The organism is Streptomyces sp. P9-2, assembly GCF_051903975.1.
Classification (GTDB): Bacteria; Actinomycetota; Actinomycetes; order Streptomycetales; family Streptomycetaceae; genus Streptomyces; species Streptomyces cellulosae.
The window spans coordinates 5,803,321-5,825,688 of the sequence record NZ_CP192633.1 but is presented as its reverse complement, the minus strand read 5'-3'; the positions used below and the strand labels follow the sequence as shown (position 1 = coordinate 5,825,688).

General features: G+C 72.3%; 15 protein-coding genes. 4 read left to right on the top strand and 11 right to left on the bottom strand.

Features of this window, described 5'->3' with window-relative positions; genetic code table 11:
• Positions 1–10: 10 nt before the first annotated feature.
• Positions 11–1,141, bottom strand: coding sequence for an ADP-forming succinate--CoA ligase subunit beta (gene sucC, locus ACQY0Z_RS26425; RefSeq protein ID WP_189903608.1), 1,131 nt, complete (start codon positions 1,139–1,141; stop codon positions 11–13).
• Between the two features lie 191 nt (positions 1,142–1,332).
• Between sucC and ACQY0Z_RS26420 the strand changes: the two genes are divergently transcribed.
• The 4 genes from ACQY0Z_RS26420 (at position 1,333) to ACQY0Z_RS26405 (ending at position 7,911) form a co-directional block, all read left to right on the top strand.
• The gene (locus ACQY0Z_RS26420) at positions 1,333–3,015 is read left to right on the top strand and encodes a thiamine pyrophosphate-binding protein (RefSeq protein WP_189903610.1); all 1,683 of its coding nucleotides are present in this window, start codon (positions 1,333–1,335) and stop codon (positions 3,013–3,015) included.
• Positions 3,016–3,026: 11 nt separating this feature from the next.
• Positions 3,027–4,259 (top strand): formyl-CoA transferase, encoded by a 1,233-nt coding sequence (gene frc, locus ACQY0Z_RS26415; protein ID WP_439812922.1) that lies wholly within the window; start codon positions 3,027–3,029, stop codon positions 4,257–4,259.
• A 4-nt stretch (positions 4,260–4,263) separates the two neighbouring features.
• Complete coding sequence (locus tag ACQY0Z_RS26410) at positions 4,264–6,408, top strand: acetate--CoA ligase family protein (protein ID WP_189903614.1); 2,145 nt, start codon at positions 4,264–4,266, stop codon at positions 6,406–6,408.
• Positions 6,409–6,531: 123 nt separating this feature from the next.
• Positions 6,532–7,911, top strand: a complete 1,380-nt coding sequence (locus ACQY0Z_RS26405; protein WP_189903616.1) for an OFA family MFS transporter — start codon at positions 6,532–6,534, stop codon at positions 7,909–7,911.
• A gap of 75 nt (positions 7,912–7,986) precedes the next feature.
• Here ACQY0Z_RS26405 and ACQY0Z_RS26400 read toward each other — a convergent pair whose 3' ends face one another.
• From ACQY0Z_RS26400 to ACQY0Z_RS26355, 10 genes are all read right to left on the bottom strand, one after another.
• Positions 7,987–9,189 (bottom strand): sugar phosphate isomerase/epimerase family protein, encoded by a 1,203-nt coding sequence (locus ACQY0Z_RS26400; RefSeq protein ID WP_439812921.1) that lies wholly within the window; start codon positions 9,187–9,189, stop codon positions 7,987–7,989.
• A gap of 115 nt (positions 9,190–9,304) precedes the next feature.
• The gene (locus ACQY0Z_RS26395; RefSeq protein ID WP_189903620.1) at positions 9,305–10,684 is read right to left on the bottom strand and encodes a nucleotide pyrophosphatase/phosphodiesterase family protein; all 1,380 of its coding nucleotides are present in this window, start codon (positions 10,682–10,684) and stop codon (positions 9,305–9,307) included.
• On the bottom strand, positions 10,681–11,850 hold the full coding sequence (gene eboE, locus ACQY0Z_RS26390) for a metabolite traffic protein EboE (RefSeq protein ID WP_189903622.1): 1,170 nt from the start codon (positions 11,848–11,850) through the stop codon (positions 10,681–10,683). The genes ACQY0Z_RS26395 and eboE overlap by 4 nt, the downstream gene beginning before the upstream one ends.
• A gap of 3 nt (positions 11,851–11,853) precedes the next feature.
• Entirely contained in the window at positions 11,854–12,744 is an 891-nt protein-coding gene (locus ACQY0Z_RS26385; RefSeq protein ID WP_189903624.1) for a TatD family hydrolase, read from the bottom strand.
• Positions 12,744–13,481, bottom strand: a complete 738-nt coding sequence (locus ACQY0Z_RS26380) for an EboA domain-containing protein (RefSeq protein ID WP_189903626.1) — start codon at positions 13,479–13,481, stop codon at positions 12,744–12,746. Before ACQY0Z_RS26380 ends, ACQY0Z_RS26385 begins: the two co-directional genes overlap by 1 nt.
• Entirely contained in the window at positions 13,478–14,425 is a 948-nt protein-coding gene (locus ACQY0Z_RS26375) for a sugar phosphate isomerase/epimerase family protein (protein ID WP_381728925.1), read from the bottom strand. The genes ACQY0Z_RS26380 and ACQY0Z_RS26375 overlap by 4 nt, the downstream gene beginning before the upstream one ends.
• Positions 14,422–15,456 carry an SCO3242 family prenyltransferase gene (locus ACQY0Z_RS26370; protein ID WP_381730398.1) on the bottom strand — a complete coding sequence of 345 codons (1,035 nt, stop codon included), beginning with the start codon at positions 15,454–15,456 and terminating at the stop codon, positions 14,422–14,424. The genes ACQY0Z_RS26375 and ACQY0Z_RS26370 overlap by 4 nt, the downstream gene beginning before the upstream one ends.
• On the bottom strand, positions 15,453–16,688 hold the full coding sequence (locus tag ACQY0Z_RS26365) for an inositol-3-phosphate synthase (RefSeq protein WP_439812920.1): 1,236 nt from the start codon (positions 16,686–16,688) through the stop codon (positions 15,453–15,455). Before ACQY0Z_RS26365 ends, ACQY0Z_RS26370 begins: the two co-directional genes overlap by 4 nt.
• Before the next feature lie 683 nt (positions 16,689–17,371).
• Positions 17,372–21,088, bottom strand: coding sequence for a ThuA domain-containing protein (locus ACQY0Z_RS26360; RefSeq protein WP_439812919.1), 3,717 nt, complete (start codon positions 21,086–21,088; stop codon positions 17,372–17,374).
• A 266-nt stretch (positions 21,089–21,354) separates the two neighbouring features.
• On the bottom strand, positions 21,355–22,353 hold the full coding sequence (locus ACQY0Z_RS26355) for a sugar phosphate isomerase/epimerase family protein (protein WP_189903634.1): 999 nt from the start codon (positions 22,351–22,353) through the stop codon (positions 21,355–21,357).
• Between the last annotated feature and the right edge of the window lie 15 nt (positions 22,354–22,368).

Below are 22,368 nucleotides of genomic sequence, written 5' to 3'. Positions count from 1 at the left end.
GTCCGTCTCCTCAGGGTGTGGTGGCGAGGTGGGCGGCCCGGCTCGCGGCGCCGTCCATGGTGGTGACCTGTTCGACGAGCGGGTGGGCGTGCTCGTCGAGGAGGGCGCGTCCGCGCTCGGCGTTGTTGCCGTCGAGGCGCACGACGAGCGGCTTGGTGAGCCGTACGGTGTCCAGCGCGCGGACGATGCCGTCGGCGACGGCGTCGCAGGCGGTGATGCCGCCGAAGACGTTGACGAAGACGGACTTGACCGCCGGGTCGGAGAGGACGACGGAGAGGCCGTCGGCCATGACCTGGGCGGAGGCGCCGCCGCCGATGTCGAGGAAGTTGGCGGGGCGGGCGCCGCAGCCGGCGACCACGTCGAGGGTGGACATGACGAGTCCGGCGCCGTTGCCGATGATGCCGACCTCGCCGTCGAGCTTGACGTAGTTGAGGCCCTTGGCGGCCGCGGCGGCCTCCAGCGGGTCGTGGCCCGCGTCGGCCTCGTCGCCCCAACGGGCCTGACGGAAGCGGGCGTTGTCGTCGAGGGTGACCTTGCCGTCGAGCGCCATGATCTGTCCGTCGCGGGTGCTGACGAGCGGGTTGACCTCGACGAGGAGGGCGTCCTCGCGGACCAGGACGTCCCAGAGGCGGACCAGGACGTCGACGGTGCGGGCGGGCAGGCCGGCCGCGTCGGCGATGCGGGCGGCGACCGCGGGGGTGACGCCCTCGGCGGGGTCGACGGGGACGCGGGCGACGGCCTCGGGGCGGGTCGCGGCGACCTCCTCGATCTCCATGCCCCCTTCGGCGGAGGCGATCGCGAGGAAGCGGCCGTCGGCGCGGTCGAGGACGTAGGAGACGTAGAACTCGCTCTCGATGTCGACGGGCTGGGCCAGCATCACCGTCTCCACGATGTGGCCCTTGATGTGCATGCCGAGGATCTGGCGTGCGGTGAGTTCGGCGGCGGCCGGGTCGGCGGCGAGCTTGACGCCGCCCGCCTTGCCGCGTCCGCCGGTCTTGACCTGGGCCTTGACGACCACGCGGCCGCCGAGCCTGCGGGCGATCTCGCGGGCCTGTTTGGGCGAGCCGGTGACCTCGGCCCGCGGCACCACGATGCCGTGGTCTGCGAAGAGTTCCCTCGCCTGGTGTTCGTACAGGTCCATCTCGGCTCCTGTCTGTGACGTCGCCGGAGGCTCCGGTGAGGGCCGGGAACCGGCGACCGAAAAGTGCCGCGCACCCCCTGGACACCACCCATCGGATGCGGGATAACAAGGTTCATACAGTATTCGTCGACTGTATGCAATGTACCGCGAGAGCGTTCCCCGCCCCCTAGGAAAGGGACAAGGACTTCGCCATGCCCGACGACACCCAGGACGTCATCTCCGGCGGTCACCTCGTCGCCAAGGCCCTCAAGGCCGAGGGCGTCGACCGCATCTACACGCTGTGCGGCGGCCACATCATCGACATCTACGACGGCTGCGTCGACGAGGGCATCGAGGTCGTCGACGTACGGCACGAGCAGGTCGCCGCCCACGCCGCCGACGGCTACGCGCGCATCACCGGCAAGCCCGGCTGCGCCGTGGTCACGGCCGGACCGGGCACCACCGACGCCGTCACCGGGGTCGCCAACGCCTTCCGCGCGGAGTCGCCCATGCTGCTGATCGGCGGCCAAGGCGCCCTGACGCAGCACAAGATGGGGTCGCTGCAGGACCTCCCGCACGTCGACATGATGAACCCCATCACCAAGTTCGCGGCGACCGTGCCGGACACGGCGCGCGCGGCGGACATGGTGTCGATGGCCTTCCGCGAGTGCTACCACGGCGCGCCGGGCCCCTCCTTCCTGGAGATCCCGCGCGACGTGCTGGACGCCAAGGTGCCCGCGGACAAGGCGCGGGTGCCGAAGCCGGGCGCCTACCGCGCCTCGACCCGCTCCCCCGGCGACCCGGAGGCGGTCGAGAAGCTGGCCGACCTGCTGGTGCACGCCGAGAAGCCGGCCATCCTGCTGGGCAGCCAGGTGTGGACGACCCGCGCCACCGAGGCCGCCACCGAGCTGGTGCGCACCCTCAACGTCCCCGCGTACATGAACGGCGCGGGCCGCGGCACCCTGCCGCCCGGGGACCCGCACCACTTCCAGCTCTCACGCCGGTACGCGTTCTCGGGCGCCGACGTCATCGTCATCGTCGGCACGCCCTTCGACTTCCGGATGGGTTACGGCAAGCGGCTCTCCCCCGCGGCGACGGTCGTGCAGATCGACCTCGACTACCGGACTGTCGGCAAGAACCGCGACATCGACCTCGGGATCGTCGGGGACGCGGGGCTGGTGCTGAAGGCGGTCACCGAGGCGGCCTCCGGGCGGGTCAACGGCGGCGCGTCCAAGCGGAAGGAGTGGCTGGACGAGCTGCGCGCGGCCGAGCAGACCGCCCTGGAGAAGCGGCTGCCGCAGCTGCGCTCGGACGCCTCGCCGATCCACCCGTACCGGCTGGTGAGCGAGATCAACGACTTCCTCACCGAGGACTCGATCTACATCGGCGACGGCGGCGACATCGTCACCTTCTCCGGTCAGGTCGTGCAGCCCAAGTCGCCCGGCCACTGGATGGACCCGGGGCCGCTCGGGACGCTCGGCGTGGGCGTGCCGTTCGTGCTGGCCGCCAAGCAGGCGCGGCCGGACAAGGAGGTCGTCGCGCTGTTCGGCGACGGCGCGTTCTCCCTCACCGGCTGGGACTTCGAGACACTGGTCCGCTACGACCTGCCGTTCGTCGGCATCGTCGGCAACAACTCCTCGATGAACCAGATCCGTTACGGCCAGGCCGTCAAGTACGGCAAGGACCGCGAGCGGGTCGGCAACACCCTCGGGGACGTCCGCTACGACGAGTTCGCGCGGATGCTCGGAGGCTACGGCGAGGAGGTCCGCGACCCGGCCGACATCGGCCCCGCGCTGCGCCGCGCCCGCGAGTCGGGCAAGCCGTCGCTGATCAACGTCTGGGTGGACCCGGACGCGTACGCCCCCGGAACGATGAACCAGACCATGTACAAGTGAGGTGCACGCCCATGACCGCGAAGGCACTCGAGGGCATCCGCGTCCTGGACATGACCCACGTCCAGTCGGGCCCCTCCGCGACCCAGCTGCTGGCCTGGCTCGGCGCGGACGTCGTCAAGCTGGAGGCGCCCGCCGGTGACATCACGCGCAGGCAGCTGCGCGACCTGCCGGACGTCGACTCCCTCTACTTCACGATGCTCAACTGCAACAAGCGGAGCATCACCCTGAACACCAAGACCGAGCGCGGCAAGGAGATCCTCACCGAGCTGATCCGGCGTTCGGACGTCATGGTCGAGAACTTCGGGCCGGGCGCCGTCGACCGGATGGGAGTTACCTGGGACCGCATCAAGGAGATCAACCCGCGGCTCGTCTACGCCTCCATCAAGGGGTTCGGCGAGGGCCCGTACACCAACTTCAAGGCGTACGAGGTCGTCGCGCAGGCGATGGGCGGGTCGATGTCGACGACCGGTTTCGAGGACGGTCCGCCGCTCGCGACGGGCGCGCAGATCGGCGACTCGGGCACGGGTGTGCACGCGGTGGCCGGCATCCTCGCCGCGCTGTTCCAGCGGGAGCGCACCGGGCGTGGGCAGCGGGTGAACGTGGCGATGCAGCACGCGGTGCTGAACCTGTGCCGGGTGAAGCTGCGCGACCAGCAGCGTCTGGCGCACGGCCCGCTCGCCGAGTACCCGAACGAGGACTTCGGCGACGAGGTGCCCCGCTCCGGCAACGCGTCCGGCGGCGGGCAGCCCGGCTGGGCGGTGAGGTGCGCGCCGGGCGGCCCGAACGACTACGTGTACGTGATCGTGCAGCCGGTCGGCTGGAAGCCGGTCAGCGAGCTGATCGGCCGGCCGGAGCTGGCCGACGACCCCGAGTGGGCGACGCCGGAGGCGCGGCTGCCGAAGCTGGGCAAGATGTTCCAGCTGATCGAGGAGTGGTCCTCGACGCTGCCCAAGTGGGAGGTGCTGGAAAAGCTCAACGCGCACAACATTCCGTGCGGGCCGATCCTGTCCACCAAGGAGATCATCGAGGACGACTCGCTGGTCGCCAACGAGATGGTGGTGACCGTCCCGCACCCCGAGCGCGGCGAGTTCGTCACCGTCGGCAGCCCGCTGAAGCTGTCCGACTCCCCCGTGGAGGTCGTCGCCTCCCCGCTGCTGGGCGAGCACAACGAAGAGGTCTACGTCGGCGAACTCGGTCTCGGCGACGAGGAGTTGCGCCTGCTCAAGTCGAACGGGGTGATCTGACGTGATGGCCGAGGACCGCACGGTGAAGGTGCGGGCGCTGCTGGACGCGGTGCGCGCCGGGGGACGGACCTCGCTGACCGCGCCCGAGGGCAAGGTGATCGCCGACGCGTACGGCATCGCCGTGCCCGGCGAGGAGCTGGCGCGGGACGTCGACGAGGCGGTGGCCGCGGCGGCCCGGTTCGGCGGGCCCGTGGTGATGAAGATCGTGTCGCCGGACATCCTGCACAAGACCGACGCCGGCGGTGTGGTCGTCGGGGTGGAGGGCGCGGCGGACGTGCGGGCGGCGTTCTGCCGGATCGTGGAGAACGCGCGGGCGTACGACCCTCGGGCGCGAATCGAGGGCGTACAGGTGCAGGAGCTGCTGCCGCAGGGGCAGGAGGTCATCGTCGGCGCGGTCACCGACCCGACGTTCGGGAAGGTGGTGGCGTTCGGGCTCGGCGGGGTGCTCGTCGAGGTGCTGAAGGACGTGACGTTCCGGCTGGCGCCGGTGGACGCCGACGAGGCGCTGTCGATGCTGGACTCCATCCGGTCGGCGGAGATCCTCAACGGGGTGCGCGGTCGGGCGGGCGTGGACCGGTGGGCGGTCGCCGAGCAGATCCGGCGGGTGTCCGAACTGGTCACGGACTTCCCGGAGATCGCCGAGGTGGACCTCAACCCGGTGATCGCGACGCCGGAGGGCGCGGTCGCCGCGGACATCCGGGTGATCCTCTCCACCGAGGCGCCCAAGGGGCGCCGCCGGTACTCGCGGGAGGAGATCCTCACCTCCATGCGCCGGCTGATGCAGCCGCGGTCGGTGGCGGTGATCGGCGCGTCCAACGAGGCCGGGAAGATCGGCAACTCGGTGATGCGCAACCTCGTCGACGGAGGTTTCGCCGGGGAGATCCACCCGGTGAACCCCAAGGCCGATGACATCGTGGGCCGCAAGGCGTACAAGAGTGTCACGGACGTTCCCGGCGAGGTGGATGTGGCGGTCTTCGCGATACCCGCCAAGTTCGTGGCAGCGGCACTGGAGGAGGTGGGGCGCAAGGGGATTCCCAACGCCGTCCTCATCCCGTCCGGGTTCGCGGAGACCGGTGAGCACGAGCTCCAGGCGGAGATCGTGGCGATCGCCGAACGGCACGGCGTCCGGCTCCTCGGGCCGAACATCTACGGCTACTACTCCACCTGGCAGGACCTGTGCGCCACGTTCTGCACGCCGTACGACGTCAAGGGCGGGGTGGCGCTGACCAGTCAGTCCGGCGGCATCGGCATGGCGATCCTCGGGTTCGCGCGGACCACCAAGACCGGTGTGTCGGCGATCGTGGGGCTCGGCAACAAGTCGGACCTGGACGAGGACGACCTGCTGACCTGGTTCGGGGAGGACCCGCACACCGAGTGCATCGCGATGCACCTGGAGGACCTGAAGGACGGGCGCGCGTTCGTCGAGGCCGCGCGGGCGACCGTGCCGAAGAAGCCGGTCGTGGTGCTGAAGGCGGGGCGTACGGCGGCGGGCGCGAAGGCCGCGGGCTCGCACACGGGCGCGCTCGCGGGCGACGACGCCGTGTACGACGACATCCTGCGGCAGGCCGGCGTGATCCGGGCGCCGGGGCTGAACGACATGCTGGAGTACGCGCGGGCGCTACCCGTGCTGCCCACCCCGCGGGGCGACAACGTCGTGATCATCACCGGGGCGGGCGGCAGCGGGGTGCTGCTGTCGGACGCGGTGACGGACAACGGGCTGTCGCTGATGGAGATCCCGCCCGATCTGGACGCCGCCTTCCGGGAGTTCATCCCGCCGTTCGGCGCGGCCGGCAACCCGGTGGACATCACCGGGGGCGAGCCGCCGTCGACGTACGAGGCGACGATCCGGCTGGGGCTCGAGGACCCGCGCATCCACGCGCTGGTGCTGGGCTACTGGCACACGATCGTCACGCCGCCCATGGTGTTCGCCGAACTCACCGCGCGGGTGGTGGCTGAGTTCCGCGAGCGGGGGGTCTCCAAGCCCGTGGTGGCCTCCCTCGCCGGGGACGTCGAGGTGGAGGAGGCCTGCCAGTACCTCTTCGAGCACGGGGTCGTGGCCTACCCGTACACGACCGAGAAGCCGGTGGCCGTGCTCGGCGCCAAGTACCGCTGGGCGCGGGCCGCCGGGCTGATGGGGGGCGGCTCATGAGGTGACTGGACCGGGGGGCCGGCCGGCGGGTGCGCGCCGGCCGGCCCCGGGACCCGGGCGCGCACGAAAGGCACGGGACAGGGGGCGCTGGCCAGTTCTTTCGACGCAAGGGGTGCATTTTCCATGACAACCACGGATGTCACACGGGTCGTCCCCTACCGGGAGGTGACCGACAGGAACGGGCGGGTCTACCGCGTCGGTGAGACCGACATCGACATCATGGGCCGCAAACGCAAGTGGATGGTGATCCTGCCCTGGGTCGGCATGATGGGCATCTCCTCCGCCGAGTACGCGTTCGCTTCCGCGGAGGACACGCTCCACGAGGCCCACCAGTGGTCCAGCGGCAGCATCTACTGGATGATGACCGCCTGGGTGTTCTGCCAGGCCGCGGTGGCCTTCCCGGCGGGACGGCTGCGGGAGAACGGCAAGCTGCCCGCGCGGTGGGCGATGATGCTCGGCTCGGCCGGCACGCTGCTCGGCTACCTCTCCCTGGCGTACGCTCCGCACGTCGCCCTGGCGTTCATCGGGTTCGGCGTGTTCAGCGGCATGGGCGCGGGCATGGTGTACGCGACCTGCGTCAACATGGTCGGCAAGTGGTACCCGGAGCGCAGGGGCGGCAAGACCGGCTTCGTCAACGGCGGTTTCGCGTACGGTTCGGTGCCGTTCGTCTTCATCTTCCACGGCTACATGGACGGCTCCAACTTCCGCTGGGTGCTGGTCGCCTCCGGTGTGTTCCTCGCCGGTGTGGTGGCGGTGGCCGGCTTCTACTTCCGGGACCCGCCGAAGAACTGGTGGCCGGACTCGGTCGACCCGCTGAACCCGCCGGAGGACCCGCGCGCCCGGCGTTCGCTCGAGAAGAACCCGCCCGCCGTGAAGCAGTACTCCCCGATGGAGGCGTGGCGGACCGGCCGGGTGGCGCTGATGTGGTTCTGTCTCGCCTGCACCTCGGGCGTGAACATCTTCGGCATCGCGTTCCAGGTCGACATCGGTGAGGACGCGGGCTTCGCGGCCGGCATCGTGGCGACCGCGATGTCGCTGAAGGCGATCGTCAACGGCACCGGGCGCGGCGTGATCGGCTGGCTGTCCGACCTGTACGGCCGCAAGCGGTGTCTGCTGTACGTGTGCGTGATCCTGGGCCTGGCCCAGTTCGGCATCATCTGGTCGGCGGAGATCAAGAACCTGCCGCTGTTCCTGCTGTTCTCCGCCATCTCCGGCTTCGGCGGCGGGGCCATCTTCCCGATGTTCGCGGCGCTGACGGCGGACTACTTCGGGGAGAACAACAACGCCACCAACTACGGGATGGTCTACAGCTCCAAGCTGGTCTCCGGTCTCGGCGCGGGCATGGGGTCCATGGTCGTGGCCGCGTGGGGCTACAACGGCGCGTTCTCGCTGGCGGGCAGCATCTCGCTGTTCGCCGGGTTCGTGGCGCTGTTCCTGACCCCGCCGGGGCGTCCGAAGAACAAGAAGGTGACGCCCAACCCGCGGCCGCTCGGGGAGGGTTGACGGACCCGCCCCGTACGGCACGGACCGGGCGGCCCTTCCCGAGGGGGAAGGGCCGCCCGGTCCGTCGTCACGCGGTCAGCGGCGCCGGCGCAGGGCCGCCATGCCGTCGTAGCTGATCTTGGCCTCGCGCAGCGACTGCGCGGGGTCGGTGGCGCTCGGGGAGTTGTCGTCCTCCACCATCGGGTTGCGGTAGTTGCTCAGCCCGACGCGGGAGAAGAACGTCGTGTAGTCGATGTCGCCGGTGCCGAACGGCACCATGTCCCAGCCCATGCCGTTGGTGGTGTCGACGACGCCGTCCTTGGCGTGGAACAGCGGGTAGCGCTTGTTGTGGCGCTTGACCAGGCCCGCCGGGTCGAAGACGTTCCTGCGGGTGGAGCCGTCGGCGGCGGTGTAGGTGTGGAACTTGTACTGGGCGACGTGCGCCCAGAAGATGTCCATCTCCAGCCAGACCAGCTTGGGGTCGGTGATCTTCAGGAAGTACTCCAGCTTCCGGATGCCGGAGCTGCGGGTCGGCCGGCCCTGGTCGTCCAGCGGGCCCCGGTCGAGCAGGAAGCCGTACGCGCTGTCGTGGTTGTGGGTGTAGAGCTTGATGCCCTCGCGGCGGGCGATCTCGCCGAGCGCGTTCCACTTGTCGGCGGCCACGTCCCAGTCGGCGCGGTAGGAGCTGCCGGTGGGGTCGCCGCCGGTGCCCATGTGGTCCATGCCGAGGATGTTGGCGATCTCCAGGTGCTTCTTGAAGGTGTCCTTGTCGGCGGCGGTCAGCGGCCAGGAGGACGGGATGAAGCCGTGGTTGCCCTGGGCGCGCAGCCCGTACTCGTCGAGCCAGCGGCGCAGCAGCCTGGCGCCCTCCACGGTCTCCAGGTTGTCGCCGCCGGGCGCGTTGGCGTGCTGGCGGTAGCCGGCGAACTCGACCTGGCGGTAGCCGTGCCGGGCGAGCTGCTTGAACACCTCGCGGAAGCCGGACGGCAGGTCGCCGGCGAGCGGGTCGCGGGCGGTGGCGTCGCGGACGGTGTAGAGGATGATGCCGCGCTTGTGCGGCGGGACGAGCACCTGGCCGCGGCCGTGGTCGTGCCCGTGGTCGTGGTCTCTGCCGTGCGCCAGGGCCGGGGAGGCGCCGAAGACGGGGGCGGCGACGGCGCCGGCCGCCACGGCGGTGCAGGTGCTGAGGAAGCGGCGCCGGCCCACGCCGAGGCTGCGGCGCAGCGCCTCGTCCGGGGCGTCGGTGAGCGCGGTGGCGTCCGCGCCGGTGGAGTGGGAAGGGTCGGAGTACGAGGTCACGGGTGCCTGCCTTCTCGGTCGTGGCCGGTCCCGGCGGCTGCGGGACCGGCCGTTGTCAGTGCCGTGTGTTTCACTCTCGGTAGTCGGATGTCGGCGGGCGTGGTGCCGTGCGGTGTCAGCCGAGTCCGGCGAGCCGGAGCAGGAGTTGCTTGACGTCGGTGGCCGCGACGCGGTCACCGACAGCGCGGGGGGTGGAGCAGATGAGGAGCGGACCGTCGTCGTCGCTCGCGGGAAGGCGGCCGTGGCTGCCGCGAATAGGTGAGGCGTCCAGGGGCACGACCGCCATGCGGTAGCGCATGCCGAGCTTCTTGCGCGCCAGCGCGCCGGCCGCCTTGACCTTGACGTAGGGGTCGTGGGGGTCCATGAACAGCTCGACCGGGTCGTAGCCGGGTTTGCGGTGGATCTCGACGAGCTGCGCGAAGTCGGGCGCGCGGTCGTCGTCGAGCCAGTAGTAGTACGTGAACCAGGCGTCGGGTTCGGCGACGGCGACGAGTTCGCCGGCGCGCGGGTGGTCGAGGTGGTGGGCCTTCTTGCCCTCGTCGTCGAGGAGCTGCTCGATGCCGGGCAGTCCGTCGAGTGCCTCCCGGGTGGCCTCGAGGTCCTCGGGGCGGCGCACGTAGACGTGGGCGATCTGGTGGTCGGCGACGGCGAAGGCGCGGGAGGCCATCGGGTCGAGGTACTCCATGCCGTCCTGGGTGTGGACCTCCAGCAGGCCGGCGCGGCGCAGGGCGCGGTTGATGTCCACGGACCGGTTCACGCGGGTGATGCCGTACTCGGAGAGGGCGACGACGGTGCGCCCCTCGGCGCGGGCGTCGTCCAGCAGCGGGGCGAGGGCCGCGTCGAGGTCGGCGGCGGCCTTCAGGGAGCGCGGGTCGTCGGGGCCGAAGCGCTGCAGGTCGTAGTCGAGGTGGGGGAGGTAGCAGAGGGTCAGGTCGGGGCGCCGGGTGCTCATGATGTGGCGGGTGGCGTCGATGATCCACCGGCTGGACACCAGGCCGGCGCCGGGTCCCCAGAAGTGGAACAGGGGGAACGTGCCGAACTTCTCGGTGAGTTCGTCGTGCAGTGCGGGCGGCCGGGTGTAGCAGTCGGGTTCCTTGCGGCCGTCGGCGTAGTAGACGGGACGGGGGGTGACGGTGATGTCGGTGTCCGCGCCCATGGCGTACCACCAGCAGATGTTGGCGACGGTGTAGCCGGGGTGCGCGCGGCGGGCGGCGTCCCAGAGCTTGTCGCCGGAGACGAGACCGTTGTGCTGCCGCCACAGCAGGACGTCGCCGAGTTCCCGGAAGTACCAGCCGTTGCCGACGATGCCGTGCTCGGAGGGCATGGCGCCGGTGAGGAAGGTGGACTGGGCGGCGCAGGTGACGGCGGGCAGCACGGTGCCGAGCGGGGCGCGGGAGCCGGACTGCCCGAGGGTCTTGAGGTGGGGCATGTGGTCGAGCAGACGGGGGGTGAGGCCCACGACGTCCAGGACGAGCAGCGGGGTGGGGTCGGTCATGGGAGTTCCTTCAGGCCGAGGTCCGTCAGCAGGTCGCGGGCCAGGGTGAGTTCGGCGGCGATGCCGTCGGCGAGCTGGGCGCGGCCGCGGGGGCGCAGCTCGGGCGGGAGCGCCTGCCAGGTGTAGGTCTCCACCTCGAGGTGGCGGGTGAGCGGGTGCGGACCGCCGACGAGCCGGGTCAGCACGGAGGTGAGGACGGGCAGCGTGGAGGTGAGGGGCGCGGCGGGGGCCGCGTGCAGCGGGACGTGGAAGTGGGAGCGCCAGGGGCCCGCGTCGGGCAGGGCGTCGCCGGCGAGTGCCTCGTCGAGGTCGTCGGTGCCGCGCAGCCCGGCGGCCGTGTGGGTGCGGGTCTGGTGCAGGAAGCGGGGTTCGGCGAAGGCGGCGAGGGCCTCGCGGACCTCGGGGAGGTGGGGCTGTTCGGCGTGCAGGGCGGCGGACAGCTGGGACTTGACGACGGGGACGCCGGCCCGGGCGAGGTCGTCCAGGGCGGTGCCGGGATCTTCGAAGGAGGTGGCGAGGTGGCAGGTGTCGACGCAGATGCCGATACGGTCGTGGCCGACCTCGGTGAGCGGGGCGATGGCGTCGCGGGTGGTCTCGACGACGCAGCCCGGTTCGGGTTCGAGGGCGACGCGGATGGAGCGCCCGGTGAGCTCCTCGAGCGCGTCGAGGCGTTCGGCGAGGGTGCGCAGCGCGGTGCGGGCGGTCCCGGCACGCTCGTCGTCGTAGGCGGTGCGCCAGGCGAGCGGCAGGGTGGAGATGCTGCCCTCGGTGACGTCGTCGGGGAGCAGTCCGGCGAGCACCCGGGCGAGGGCGGCGGTGTGCTCCAGACGCTCGGGGTCGGCCCAGTCCGGCTTGTAGACGCGGTACTTGACCTCCTCGGCGCCGAAGCCCTCGTAGGGGAAGCCGTTGAGGGTGACGACCTCCAGGCCGCGCCGCTCCAGTTCGCAGCGCAGGCCGCGGAGAGCGGCGGGGTCGGTGACGAGGGCGCGGGCGGCGTCCTTGGCCAGCCACAGGCCGATGCCGAGCCGGTCCCGGCCGAGGCGCCGGCGGACGGGTTCGCAGTGGTCGCGGAGCTGGGCCAGGACGCCGTCGAGGGTCTCGGCGGGGTGGACGTTGGTGCAGTAGGCGAGGTGGACGGTGGAGCCGTCGGGGTGGCGGAAGCGCATGGCTCACGCCCCCGTGGCGTCGGCGGTGTCCGGTGCCGGTTCGTCTCTGGGCTGGCCGCGCAGGATGGAGTTGCCCTCGTGGGTGGCCTCGGGGGCGGTCACGTCGAGGGTGAGGCGGCCGCTGAGGCCGTAGAAGGCGACCGGGTTGCGCCACAGCACGCGGTCGACGTCGTCCTCGCTGAAGCCTTCGGCGAGCATCAGGTCCGCGACCTTGCGGGTCTTCAGCGGGTCGCTCCTCCCCCAGTCGGCGGCGGAGTTCACCAGCACCTGCTCGGGGCCGTAGGCGCGCAGGATGGCGACCATCCGCTCCTCGTCCATCTTGGTGTCGGGATAGACGGAGAAGCCGAGCCAGGCGCCGCTGTCCTTGGCCTCCTTGACGGTGGTCTCGTTGAGGTGGTCGATCAGCACCCGCTCCACCGGCAGCGCGGACTCGCGGACCACGTCGAGGGTGCGGCGCAGTCCGGCGAGCTTGTCGCGGTGCGGGGTGTGCACCAGCGCGGGCAGCCCGTGGTCGGCTGCCATCTGGAGCTGGGCGGCGAGCGCGGTGTCCTCGGCGGGGGTCATGGAGTCGTAGCCGATCTCGCCGACGGCGACGACGTTGTCCTTGACCAGATAGCGGGGCAGCGCGTCGAGGACGGGGGTGCAGCGGGGGTCGCCCGCCTCCTTGGGATTGAGGGCGAGGGTGCAGTGGTGGGCGATGCCGTACTGGGCGGCGCGGAAGGGTTCCCAGCCGAGGAGGGAGTCGAAGTAGTCGAAGAAGGAGGCCGGGGAGGTGCGGGGCTGGCCGAGCCAGAAGGAGGGTTCGACGACGGCGCGGACGCCCGCGGCGTACATGGCCTCGTAGTCGTCGGTGGTGCGCGACGTCATGTGGATGTGGGGGTCGAAGATGCGCATCAGGACTCCTTGCCGTGGGGGACGTCCGGGCCGTCCCCGCCCCGCGCCGGGGCGGCTTCGGCCAGGGCCAGGACGCGGTGCAGGTCCTCCGGGACGGTGCGGCCGGCGGCGGTGCGTTCGGCGGCGTAGTCGCCGAGCATGCGGGCGAGTTCGGCGTCGCCGCGGGCGCGCCGGGCGAGGTCCGTGACCAGGTCGAGGGCGACGCCGGTGAACAGGCACTTCAGTACGGCGTGCCGCCAGGCGTGGGCGTCGAGGTGGCGGGCGCCGTAAGGGCCGAGGGCGGCGGCGACCAGCCGGGTGTCGTTGGCGCGCAGGGCGTCCTCGACGAGCGGGAGCGCCTCGGGCCCGGGCACCAGGTGGGGCAGGGCGTGCAGGACGGCGCGGCGTTCGTCGGCGGTGCCCTGGTGGTAGACGCGGGTCAGGGCCTCGGCGTCGGCGCGGGCCGCGTGGAGGATGAGGACGCGGGCGGCGTCGGCGTGTTCGGGTCCGCAGCGGCGGCCCGCCTCGGCGAGGCGCAGCTCCCACACCGAGATCGGCCCGTGGGTGCCGGGGTGGGCGGTGGCCTCGTCCAGTGCCTGGTCGAACCAGGCGCGGGCGGCGCCGTCGAGCCGGGCCGCGAGGTCGCGGCGCAGTTCGGCGGGCGGCATGACGGCGGGGGTGGTGCCGTCGCCGGGGGCGGCCGGTCTGCCGGTGGTGTCGGCGTCCGGACCGGCCGGTGCTGCGTGCGGGCGGGTCATGGGGTGCTGCTCCCTTCGGGGGTGGCGGAGGGATCGCCGTGGGAGGGGACGGCGGACGTGCCGGCGGTGCGCTCGGCCGCGAGGTGGGCGGCGCGGCGCAGGTACGGCAGCGAGTGGGCGGCGAAGCGGGGTCCCGCGTGGGAGTGCCGGGGCAGTTCGACGACGGTCAGGCCGCGGTATCCGGTGGCGGCGAGCGCGGCGAGGACGGGCGGGAAGTCGATCTCCCCGTCGCCGAACGGCAGATGCTCGTGGACGCCGCGGCGCATGTCCTCGATCTGCACGTGGCGCAGCCAGGGCGCGGCCTCGCGGACGCAGTCGGCGGGCGCGAGGGGTTCCAGGCACTGGCAGTGGCCGATGTCCAGGGTGAGGCCGAGCGGCTCGGGGTCGCCGAGGGCGCGGCGCAGGTGGTGGAAGTCGGCGAGGGTGGCGAGGAGGTGACCGGGTTCGGGTTCGACGGCGAGCGGGACGCCGGCGGCGGACGCGGCGTCCAGCACCGGTCCGAACGCCTCGGTGAGGCGCTTCCAGGCGGTGTCCTCGTCGGTGTGGTCGGGGACGGTGCCGCTGAAGCAGTGCACGGCGTGCGCCCCGAGGTCGGCCGCGACCTGGACCGCCCGTACCAGCAGGTCCACGCGGCGCGCCCGGTCGTCGGGGTCGGGGTCGAGCAGGGACGGGCCGTGCTTGCGCCGGGGGTCCAGGACGTAGCGGGCGCCGGTCTCCACGGTGACGCCGAGCCCCAGTGCGTCCAGGCGGCGGGCGACGTGCCGGGTGCGGGCCGCGAGGTCGGGGGCGAGCGGGTCGAGGTGCATGTGGTCGAGGGTCAGTCCTACGCCCTCGTAGCCGAGGTCGGCGAGCAGGCCGAGGGCGTCGTCGAGGCGGAGGTCGGTGAGGCCGTTGGTGCCGTAGCCGAAGCGCAGCGGCAGCGCGGGGGGCTCGTGCGCGGTCATGTGATGCTCACCTTCCTCATGGCGCGCCGGCGGGCGAACAGCCGTCCCGCCGGGGCCAGCGCCGCGATCAGCAGGGACGTGGCGGTCGCCCCGGACCGGGCGGCGAGCGCCGCCTGGAGCGGGACGGTGGCGCGGATGCCGCCGCCGACCGCGCGCTGGGTGAGCGGGGGCGAGGGGTTGAGCGCGGCGTGGAAGTACGGCCGGGCGGCCGTGGCCGCGTAGGCGGCGGCCAGCGCGGCGGTGACGGCGCCGGCGGGCGTGGTCCGGGCGCCGCCGCCCGGGGTGGAACCCGGCAGGCCGGGGGCGGCTGCTGCCCGCCGGCCTGCCGGGAGTCGGACACGGCGGTGCGTGACCAGCCGGGTCAGTGCGCCCGTCGCCGCGAGGGCGGCGAGCGGGGCCGCCACCGAACCGCCGGTGGTCTCGCGCCGGGAGACGGCGGTGACGGCGAGGGTGTGACAGCCGAGGAGCGCGGCGGAGGGCGCCGCCGCGCGGACGGAACCGGCGGCCGCCGCGCCCATCAGGAGGTCCAGTCCGCGGGCGGCGGCCATGGCGGCCGGGCCCGCGGGCGTGTGCTTCAGTGCCAGGTCGTACGCCCAGACCGTCGCCGCCAGCGGGGCGGCCACCGCGAGGGCGGGGCGGCCGGCGCGGGCGGCGAGCAGCAGTCCCGCGCCGGTGAGTCCGCAGGCGGCGGTGAGGGCGGCGGCGGGGCGGACGCGTCCGGACGGGAGGGGGCGGTGGGGGCGCTCCACGGCGTCCTCGGCGCGGTCGGCCCAGTCGTTGAGGACCATGCCGGCCGCGTACAGGCACAGGGAGGAGCCGATGGGGAGCAGGGCGCGGGGGTCCGGCCGGCCGCCGGCCGCGGCGACGCCGGCGAGGGTGTCGCCGGGGACGGTGAACAGGGCGGGCAGGCGGAGGAGTTCCGCCCAGGCGGCGGCGCGGTTGGGGGTGGAGGGTTTCTCGGTGGTGGCCGGGGGCGCGGGCGTGGTGTCCCGGCCCACGAGGGTGAGGAGCGGGGCCGCGGCTCGGGTCATCGGCGCACCCCGCTGTTCCCCGGGTCCTGGTGCGGGTCTGCGTCGTCGCCCACGCGCGTGCCATCGCCCACGGGCGCGTCGTCGCTCAGGCGCGCGGCGAAGCGTTTCAGCTCCGTGTACTGCTCCCCCAGGGAGGCCGGGCCGTCGCCGACCGGGTCCTTGAAGTAGAAGCCGAGTTCGCCCAGCGGGCCGGTGATGCCCTTCTGTCCCGCGCGGAGCAGCAGCCGGGCCAGGTCGAGGACGAGGGGTGCGGCGAGGGCGGAGTCGCAGCCCTGCCAGATGGTCTGGAGGACCATGCGGGAGCCGAGGAAGCCGTCGAAGGCGATGTGGTCCCAGGCGGTCTTCCAGTCGCCGAGCGCGGGCACGTCGTCGATGTGCACCTCGCCTTCCGGAGCCGCGCCGAGGGTGTCGGCGAGGACGCGTTCCTTGCCGGCGTTCTTCGCGGCGGCCGCGGCGGGGTCGGCGAGGGCGGCGCCGTCGCCGCCGCCGAGGAGGTTGGTGCCGGACCAGGCGCGCACGGCGAGGGCGCGCTGCTGGAACATCGGGCCCAGCACGGACCGCAGCAGGGTCTGCCCGGTCTTGCCGTCCCGGCCCGCGTACGGAACGCCCGCCTCCGCGGCGAGCTCGGACAGCGCGGGGTGGTGCAGGCCGGTCGACGGGGTGAAGTTGACGTAGCCGCAGCCGGCACGTAGGGCGGCGGCCGCGTAGAGGGAGCTGGGCGGGAGGGCGCCGTCCGCGGGGGCGGGCTCGGTGGAGGCGACGTTCACCACGACGGCGCCGGCGAGGTGGTTCCGTTCGGTGAAGTCGCGGATGTCGGCGGCGAAGACGTCGATCCAGTCGTCGTCGGTGCGGGCGGGGCCCGTGTCGGCGTCACCGTGGGTGGGTCCGCCGGGCCTGATCTCCCGCTCGGCGGCGACGAGTTCGGCGTGCACGGCGGTCGGGAGGCCGTGCGGGAGGACGCCGCCTTCGGCGAGGTGCTCGGCGCGTTTGGGCAGCGGGCAGTCGACGGTGTCGTGCCCGCCGAAGACGAGCGACGACAGCGGGGGCAGGCCGCTCGCGGCAAAGTCGGGGGTCTCGGTGACCATGCCGGTGGGCGGATGGAGCCCGGCGGCGACGGCCGCGCATCCCACGACGGCGGTGGTCGCGACGGACCCACGGGCTCCGACGAGCCAGACGCCGTAACGGGGGGCGGGGGAAGGGGTGGTGGGGACGGAGGACGGTTCGGCGGACATGGGCAGCCTCCTTGTCGAACGCGAACCGAATGTGGCGGTGCGCCGGCCCACCGCCGGCCCTGCGGCCGACGGTGCGCCGGACCCCGGACGGGGTGGTGTGCCGTCCGGCCGGGCCGGACGGTGTTGCTCGCCCCGGACCCGGCAGCGGCCCGGGTCCGGGGAGCCGGACGCGCGACCGGGTCGGTGACCCGGGCACGCACCCGGTCCGCGGGCCCGTCGCCCTGCCGGGCCGGGGAGCCGTGCGGTGCGCCGGGCATGGGCCCGGCGCGTGCCCGGCGTGGGCCGGGCGGGCCCGGTCCCCCGGGCCCGGGCCGTGGCCCGCACCCGGGAGCCGGGTGGTACGTCGTGCGGGACCGAACGCGTGACCGCGCCCCGCCCCTGTGGCAGGACCACCGGGCCTGGTGCGGGCACCGGCCCGAGGCCCCGGGTGCCGCACCGTGCTCAGGCCCCGGCAGGGACCGTCCTCGCGGTCCGGGCCGGTGCCCTGGCCGGCGGGCCGGGCAGGGCACCGGCCGGTGGGCCGTGCGCCGGCCGGCCCGAAGGCACGAGTCGGGTGCTCAGCCTCCGGGTGGAACCGGGTGCCGGAGATCGGAGAGAAGGTTCCGGGCCCGGTGGCCCGGTGGCCCGGGGAGGCGGCGGGCGGGGGTCCGGCGTCCGTCCGCCCGCCGCCGTTCTCGGGGCCCCTAGGAGGGCAGTTCCTTCAGCTGGATGTTGCGGAAGGAGACCTTGTCGTCAGGACCGTGGTTCTGCAGACCGATGTAGCCGTCGGTCAGGCTCCGCTGCGGGTCCTTGTTGGTGAAGTCGTTGATCTTCACCCCGTTCAGGAACACCTGGAGCCGCTCGCCCTTGACCCTGATCTCGTAGGAGTTCCACTGCCCGGGCGGGCGCAGGACCTGGTCACGGGCCTTGATGTTCGCCGCCTTGAACGTGTAGATCGCACCCGTGGTGCGGTCCGCCGCGTCCGTCGCGTCGATCTGGATCTCGTAGCCCCGGTCGACCGCCGACCACGGGTCGTCGGAGGCCGGGAAGCCCACGAAGACACCGGAGTTGTCGTCGCCGCGCATCTTCCAGTCGAGCTTCAGCGAGTACGACTTGAGCTCCTTGGCCTGGTACCAGAGCAGACCCATGCCGCCCTCGGACTCCATGACCCCGCCGTCCTTGACGACGAACCTGCCGGGGCCGGCCTGCTTCCAGCCGTCCAGGGTCCGGCCGTTGAAGATCTTCCGGTAGCCCTTGTCCGGCTTGCAGTCCGCCTTCACCTGGCCGGTGGCGTACTGCAGTCCGCCGAGCAGGTGGGCGCGGAAGGCCTCGTCGGCGTACGACTCCTTGGTGTGGCCGCCGCCGGTGTAGAAGGAGCGGCCGCCGCCGTAGCTCTGGCACCAGGCGATCGGGTGGTCGCCCTTCATGGTGCCGCCCTGGTAGGTGGTCTCGTCCAGGGTGGCGAGGACCTTGGCCTTGTCCCGCGGGTTGGTGCGGTAGTTGTACCACTCGTCGGTGCGCTCCCAGGTGTCGTCCAGGTGCGCGGTGGCCGGGTGGTCGTGGTCCTCGACGCGCACGGTGGCCTTCTGGATGGCCGGGTGCGAGGCGAAGTAGGCGCCGACGAGACCGCCGTAGAACTCCCAGTCGTACTCGGTGTCGGCGGCGGCGTGGATGCCCATGTAGCCGCCGCCGTTCTTGACGTAGTTCTCGAACGCCTTCTGCTGGTCGGCGTCGAGGACGTCACCGGTGGTGGACAGGAAGGCGACCGCGTCGTACTTGGCGAGGTTGGCGGTGGTGAACTGGCCCGCCTCCTCGGTCGCGGTGACCGAGATGCCGGCCGGGGCGCCGAGTTCCTTCAGGGCCTTGACGCCGTCCCCGATGGAGTCGTGCCGGAAGCCGGCGGTCTTGGAGAAGACCAGCACCTTCTTGCCCTGCTTGAACGGCTCCTTGGAGAACTCGAAGTCGTCCACGTCGTACAGCGCGCCCTCGCCGCCGCGGAAGACCAGGTAGATCTCGGTGGTCTTCTTCGGCAGTGCCCGCAGCGGGACGTCGACGTCCTGGAACGTCTCCCAGCCGCCGGTCGGCGGGATGTACGCCGAGCCGTGCAGCGGGCCCTCGGGGGAGCCGGTGCGCAGCTCGACGAAGCCGCCGGAGCCGCCGGAGGAGGCCCGTACGGTCATCTTCTTCTGCCCGTCGAAGCGGTAGGGGCTGAAGGAGATCCAGTCGCCGTCGTTGATGTCGCCGACCGTCTTGCCGCCGTTGGCCTGGGACTTGTCGATGACGCTGACGCCGGACTGCGAGGTGAAGTGCTCGCCCTGGCGGTGGAGCGGCTGGAGCACGGTGCGGGCGGTGCCGGTCAGCGCCTCCTGGCCGTTGGCGCCGCCGTCGGTGTAACTGGCGCCGACGACACCGTAGATGTTGGCGTTGGGGTCGTGACCGCCGTCGCCGGGAGGCGGCGTGAGGGTGCCCTCACAGCCCGTCTCGCTGGTGAGCTCGTGGGCGTGGTTGTCGTGGCCGAGGCTGTAGGAGACCTTGACCTTGGAGCAGTCGATCGTCTCCTCGGGGTCGGTGACGGTCACCTTGAACGGCACGGGCTCGCCGAAGGCGGCCAGGCTGCCGTTGCCCGGGACGTCGATCCGCACCTTGGGCTCGGTGTTGCCGACGACGATCCGGACGCTGGCGTTACCGGTGTTGCCCTCGGGGTCCTTCGCGGTGAAGGTCGCCGTGTAGGTGCCGATCTTCTTGTACTTGTGCGTGGGGTTGAGCCCCTCGCCCTTGGTGCCGTCGCCGAAGTCCCAGGCGTAGGTGAGGTCCGGGGAGTCGGCGTCCTCCGCCGTGCCGGTGAACGTGACCTTCAGGCCGGCGGCGCCGGACGTGCGGTCCGCGGTGACCCCGACGATCGGCGAGAAGCCGTCCTCGGCGTTCTCGATCCGGTAGAGCGCGGAGTGCTCGTCGCCCTGGAACCAGGACAGGCCGTAGTCGAGGACGTAGAGCGCGCCGTCGGGGCCGAAGTCCATGTCCATGATCTGCGTGCCGGTCCACGGGAAGTCGTTGATCTTCGCGACCGAGCCGTCCTCGTTCTGCTCGATGCGCTTGATCCAGCGGCGCCCGAACTCGCCGGCGAAGAAGTCGCCGTCGAACTCCTCGGGGAACTTGACCGAGGACTCCAGGTCCGGGTCGTAGCGGTAGACCGGGCCCGCCATCGGGGACTCGGAGCCGCTGCCGAACTCCGGCAGGGAGCCGCCGTCGTAGGGGATCCAGGCGGGCTGGGCGGGCGGCAGGTCGACCAGGCCGGTGTTGTGCCGGGAGGTGTTCTTCGGCGCGGCGCAGTCGAACTTCTCACCCGACTCGCCGGTGGCGAAGTCGTAGTCGACGTAGGCGTCGTTGTCGCCGGTGCAGAACGGCCAGCCGAAGTTGGCGGCCTTCGTCACCTTGGCGAACTCGACCTGGCCGCCGGGGCCGCGGGTCGGGGAGGCGGCGCCGGCGTCGGGGCCGTAGTCGCCGACGTAGACGACGCCGGTCTTCTCGTCGACGCTGATCCGGAACGGGTTGCGGAAGCCCATCGCGTAGATCTCGGGACGGGTCTTCTCGGTTCCCGGCGGGAAGAGGTTGCCCTCCGGGATGTCGTACGACCCGTCCTCGTTCACCTTGATGCGCAGGATCTTGCCGCGCAGGTCGTTGGTGTTGCCGGAGCTGCGGCGGGCGTCGAAGGCCGGGTTGCGGTTGTCGCGCTCGTCGATCGGCGTGTAGCCGTCGGAGGCGAAGGGGTTGGTGTCGTCGCCGGTGGACAGGTAGAGGTTGCCCTCGGCGTCGAAGTCGATGTCGCCGCCGACGTGGCAGCAGATGCCGCGGGAGGCCGCGACGTCCAGGATCTTCTTCTCGCTGGACAGGTCCAGGGTGCCGTTGGGGTTCAGGGTGAACCGGGAGAGGCGGTTGACGCCGTCGAACTTGGCGAAGTCCTCGGCGGTGCCGGTCTCCGGGGCGTCCCCGGCGGGCGTGTCGAGCGGCGGGGCGTAGTAGAGGTAGATGGCCCGGTTGGTCTCGAAGTCGGGGTCCACCCCGACGCCCTGGAGGCCCTCCTCGTCGTGGCTGTAGACGTCGAGACGTCCGGCCACCTTGGTGGTGCCGCCCGCGTCGGTGAGGCGCAGGGTGCCGTCCCGCGAGGTGTGCAGGACGCTGCGGTCCGGCAGCACGGCGAGCGACATGGGCTCGCCCATCTCGGGTTCGCCCTTGGCGAGCGGCACCTGCTGGAACTGCCCCTCGGCCGCGGCCGGTTCGTCGAGCTCCGCGTGTCCGGGGTGGGCGCCGGCGACGGTGGCCGGGGTGCCCACGGCCAGCAGCAGGCCGGTGACGAGGGCGAGCGTGGTGCGGAAGGCGGGACGCTTGGCGGTGCGGGTGGATTTGAGTCTTCTTCTGTGCACGAAGTCCCTCCGGGAACGGAATGGGGCCGTACGGAACAGGTGCTGATCGTGCGGTGCGTGCGGGCGCCGGGGTGCGCCGTCACCCCGGAGGCGTGGGTGCCCTGAACACTCAGGGACGGTAACCGCCTTCTTCCTGACGGAACACCCCTTGGACCGCGTCTGGTTGAACTTTTTCCCAACAGAGGACAAAGGGGATCGCGGGCAGCCCTGACCGGGGACCGGCGGGAACGCCGGCCCCCGTCCCGACCTGCGGCCGGGGCCTGTCCTCAGCTGTTGAACGCCGCGTCGAAGGACGCGCTCGGGGGTTCGAAGTCGAAGGACTTGAGGCGCTTCAGGGCCTCGGGGGCGCCCTGGAGGCGGTCCATGCCGGCGTCCTCCCACTCCACCGAGACCGGGCCCCGGTAGTCGATGGAGCGCAGCATGCGGAAGACGTCCTCCCAGGGCACGTCCCCGTGGCCGGCGGAGACGAAGTCCCAGCCGCGCCGGGGGTCGCCCCAGGGCAGGTGGGAGCCGAGGCGGCCGTTGCGGCCGTCGAGGCGCTTGCGGGCCTCCTTGCAGTCGACGTGGTAGATCCGGTCGCGGAAGTCCCACAGGAAGCCGACCGGGTCGAGGTCCTGCCAGACGAAGTGCGACGGGTCGAAGTTCAGCCCGAACGCCGGGCGCCGGTCCACCGCGTCGAGGGCGCGCACGGTGGTCCAGTAGTCGTACGCGATCTCGCTGGGGTGGACCTCGTGGGCGAAGCGCACGCCCTCCGCGTCGAAGACGTCGAGGATCGGGTTCCAGCGTTCGGCGAAGTCCTCGTAGCCGCGCTCGATCATCGACTCGGGGGCGGGCGGGAACATGGCGACCAGGTGCCAGATGGCGGAGCCGGTGAACCCGATCACCGTGTCGACGCCGAGCAGGGCCGCGGCGCGCGCCGTGTCCTTGATCTCGGCGGCGGCACGCTGCCGTACGCCCTCGGGGTCGCCGTCGCCCCAGATGCGGGCGGGCAGGATGTTCCGGTGGCGTTCGTCGATGATGGCGTCGCAGACGGCCTGGCCGACCAGGTGGTTGGAGATCGCCCAGCACTTCAGGCCGTACTTGTCGAGGAGCTGGTGGCGGCCGGCCACGTAGGAGGGGTCGGCGAGGGCCTTGTCCACCTCGAAGTGGTCGCCCCAGCAGGCGAGTTCGAGGCCGTCGTAGCCGAAGTCACGGGCGAGCCGGCAGACCTCCTCGAGCGGAAGGTCGGCCCACTGGCCGGTGAACAGGGTGAAGTTGCGCGGCATCCGTATCCGTCCTCC